The organism is Mycobacterium sp. (assembly GCF_049280035.1).
In the GTDB taxonomy this organism is placed as follows: Bacteria; Actinomycetota; Actinomycetes; order Mycobacteriales; family Mycobacteriaceae; genus Mycobacterium.
In genome coordinates this window covers 1-2913 of sequence record NZ_JBAPPI010000280.1, presented here as the reverse complement: position 1 = coordinate 2913, position 2913 = coordinate 1, and the positions used below count along the sequence as shown (strand labels likewise).

The window sequence follows — 2913 nt, the reverse complement described above, 5'->3', positions numbered from 1 at the left end:
GGCCCGCGGCGGAAATCCCGTTGGTCACGCCGCGGGCCCGAGTCTTCGAGGCGGGTGCCGGCGAGATCGCGGTCAGCTGGTTCGGTCACTCGACGGCGCTGCTGGAGATCGACGGGTACCGCGTCCTTACCGACCCGGTCTGGAGTGATCGCTGCTCGCCCTCGGATGTTGTCGGCCCGGAGCGGATGCACGCGCCGCCGGTGCCGCTGGAAGCGCTGCCGGCCCTGGACGCGATCGTTATCAGCCACGACCACTACGACCACCTTGACATCGACACCATCGTCGCGCTGGCTCACAGCCAGTGGGCCCCGTTCGTCGTTCCGCTCGGTGTTGGTGCGCACCTGCGCGATTGGGGCATTCCCGACGAGCGCATCATCGAACTCGACTGGAACGAGCACGCGCGGATCGAGGAGCTCACCCTGATCTGTACCCCGGCGCGGCACTTCTCCGGTCGCTTCCTGAACCGCAACGGCACGCTCTGGGCGTCCTGGGCGATCATCGGTCCTGCGCATCGGGCGTACTTCGGCGGCGACACCGGTTACACCAAGAGCTTTGCCGAGATCGGAGCCGAACACGGACCTTTCGACGTGACGCTGATGCCGATCGGCGCCTACAGCAAGTCATGGCCGGACATTCACATGAATCCCGAGGAGGCGGTCCAGGCGCACGTCGACGTCAACGGCGGACTCTTGGTGCCGATCCACTGGTGCACGTTCCGGCTGGCGCCGCACCCATGGGCCGAACCGGTCGAGCGGCTGTTGGCCGCTGCCGACGCCGCCCACGTCCAGGTTGCCGTACCAAAGCCGGGTGAGCGCGTGGATCCTTTCTTGACTGGGGAATTGGATCACTGGTGGCGCGGGTCTACATGACGACGTGACCGGCGTCGACCGGCAACGTCACGCCCGTCACATAGCGCGCCCGGGGGCTGACAAGCCACAGCACCGCCTCGGTCACATCCTGCGGCTCGACCAACGGCACGTCAGGCAGCAGCATCTGTGAGACCGCCGGGTTTGGGTTCTCGATCATCTGTTTCACCACGAAGTCGTTGAGGATCATCGGCGTGGACACCCCGCTGGGATGTACGGAGTTCACTCGAATCTTGTGTGGCGCATAGGCATTGGCTGCCGAGCGCATCATCCCCACAATGCCATGTTTGGCTGCGGCGTAGCCGAACATGGCGGCGCTGCCGTCACCGCCGCGGCCAGTCAGGCCTTGCGACGAACTCACCAGCACGATGGACCCGCCCCGACCCTTGCGGATGATGGACGGCACCGTGGCGACGAGCGTGTGCCACACGCCCTTGAGGTTGATGTCGACCAGTGCATTGAATACCGGCTCGGAATGGGGGTCGGTATGGCCGATCGCCACCACGCCGGCATTCGCGATGACGATGTCGATATCGGCGAGATCGTCGATGGCGGAGCGTATCCCAGCCTCCAGCTGGGCAAGGTCGCGTACATCGGCGATGACGGGAACCACTTTGCGGCCGGCGGCACGGACCAGCCGTGCGGTCTTGTCGAGGTCGGCCTTGGTACCCAACGGGTAAGGGATGGCGTCGATGTCGGCACACAGATCGACGGCAATGATGTCGGCGCCCTGCTCGGCCAATGCCACGGCGTGGCTGCGGCCCTGACCGCGTGCGGCGCCGGTGATGACGGCAACGGTGTTGTCCAGTTCAGCCATGGCTACACTGCCGGCTTTACAGATAGCACTGTGCCGGTTGACTCTTCGGCGAAAGCCACCACCCGGGCGGCTGCGGCGTAGTCGCAGGCGACCACCGAGCGGCCGATGAGCACCGGGCCGCCGCGCAGACCGCGCCGGCCACTGACTCCGACATAGCTGCCGGGCGGTATCGGTTCACTGATGCAGTAGAGGGTGGGCGCAGCGCCTTCGTCGATGTCGTTGGCCAACCGGTCAGCCACGACCTTGACCGTTTTGTGCGCCAGCGACATCAGCGGTGAGTCCGATAGATGCGACAGATTCGAGGCCACCCATCCCGGGTGGGTGAGTTGGCTGACGAGCGGCGATCCGGCCGCACGCAGCCTGCGGTCCAGTTCCAGCCCCCACAACATCACCGCCAACTTCGATCGCGTATAAGCGCCCAGCCTCGTCCACTTGTGCTGGCGTAGCTCCAGATCGTCGAGGCGCAGTGTCGCTGACCGATGGGCATCGGAGCCGACGTTGATGATCTGTGACCGAACCCGGGGCAACAGCAGGTTGGTCAACGCGAATGGCCCCAGCAGATTGGTGGCCAGCGTCGCCTCGAATCCGTCGACCGTCTCGGTGCGGCGGTTGGTGAGAGCACCGGCGTTGTTGATCAAGATATCGACGTCACCGTCGATCAGGCCGGGGAAAGCGCGCACCGACGACAAGTCGGCAAGATCGAGTTTAACTACCGACGTTGAGCCGCCGATCTCAGCGGCCCGCTGGGCGCCGAGCTCGGTGTTGCGCACGGCCAGAATCACGTGTGCGCCGGCATTGGTAAGGGCGCGCGCCGTGCCCAGCCCGACTCCGTTGGTTGCTCCGGTCACGATGATCCGCTTGCCGGTCAAGTCGCCGAGCCGGCTCGGCGTCCAAGGTATTGTCACGGCGATCACACTAGTGGCCAGGTGCAAGCGAAATGACCGCGAGTTAATCGAGGTGGCTCGACATGAGTGACAGCGCCATCGAAATCACCAACCTGATCTACCGCTACGCCGAACTCCTCGATGGCGGCGACCTGGACGCGGTGGCCGACCTTTTCGCTCACGGCCGGATTTGCGGAGTCGAGAATGGCCCGCCCGAGACGGTGTTCACCGGCACTGCCGGAGTGCGAAAGATGTACGAGATGGCCACCCGGATCTACGACGACGGCACCCCGAAGACCAAGCACAACACCAGCAATGTGCAGCTGGAGATCGATGAGGCCGGTGG

Annotated in this window: 4 protein-coding genes; 2 read left to right on the top strand and 2 right to left on the bottom strand. The window is 65.0% G+C overall.

The features are described 5' to 3' along the window. Nucleotides 1-869 (top strand): MBL fold metallo-hydrolase (locus WAN71_RS09300; RefSeq protein WP_422225053.1); only part of this gene is annotated, 869 nt, incomplete at its 5' end. Here the strand turns inward: WAN71_RS09300 and WAN71_RS09295 are convergent. Next, nucleotides 862-1683, bottom strand: coding sequence for a mycofactocin-coupled SDR family oxidoreductase (locus WAN71_RS09295; RefSeq protein WP_422225052.1), 822 nt, complete (start codon nucleotides 1681-1683; stop codon nucleotides 862-864). The two genes, WAN71_RS09300 and WAN71_RS09295, sit on opposite strands and share 8 nt — an antisense overlap. 2 nt (nucleotides 1684-1685) lie before the next feature. Beyond that, on the bottom strand, nucleotides 1686-2588 hold the full coding sequence (locus WAN71_RS09290) for an SDR family NAD(P)-dependent oxidoreductase (RefSeq protein WP_422225051.1): 903 nt from the start codon (nucleotides 2586-2588) through the stop codon (nucleotides 1686-1688). Between the two features lie 62 nt (nucleotides 2589-2650). Between WAN71_RS09290 and WAN71_RS09285 the strand changes: the two genes are divergently transcribed. Then, on the top strand, nucleotides 2651-2913 hold a 263-nt coding region (locus WAN71_RS09285; protein ID WP_422225050.1), incomplete at its 3' end, for a nuclear transport factor 2 family protein.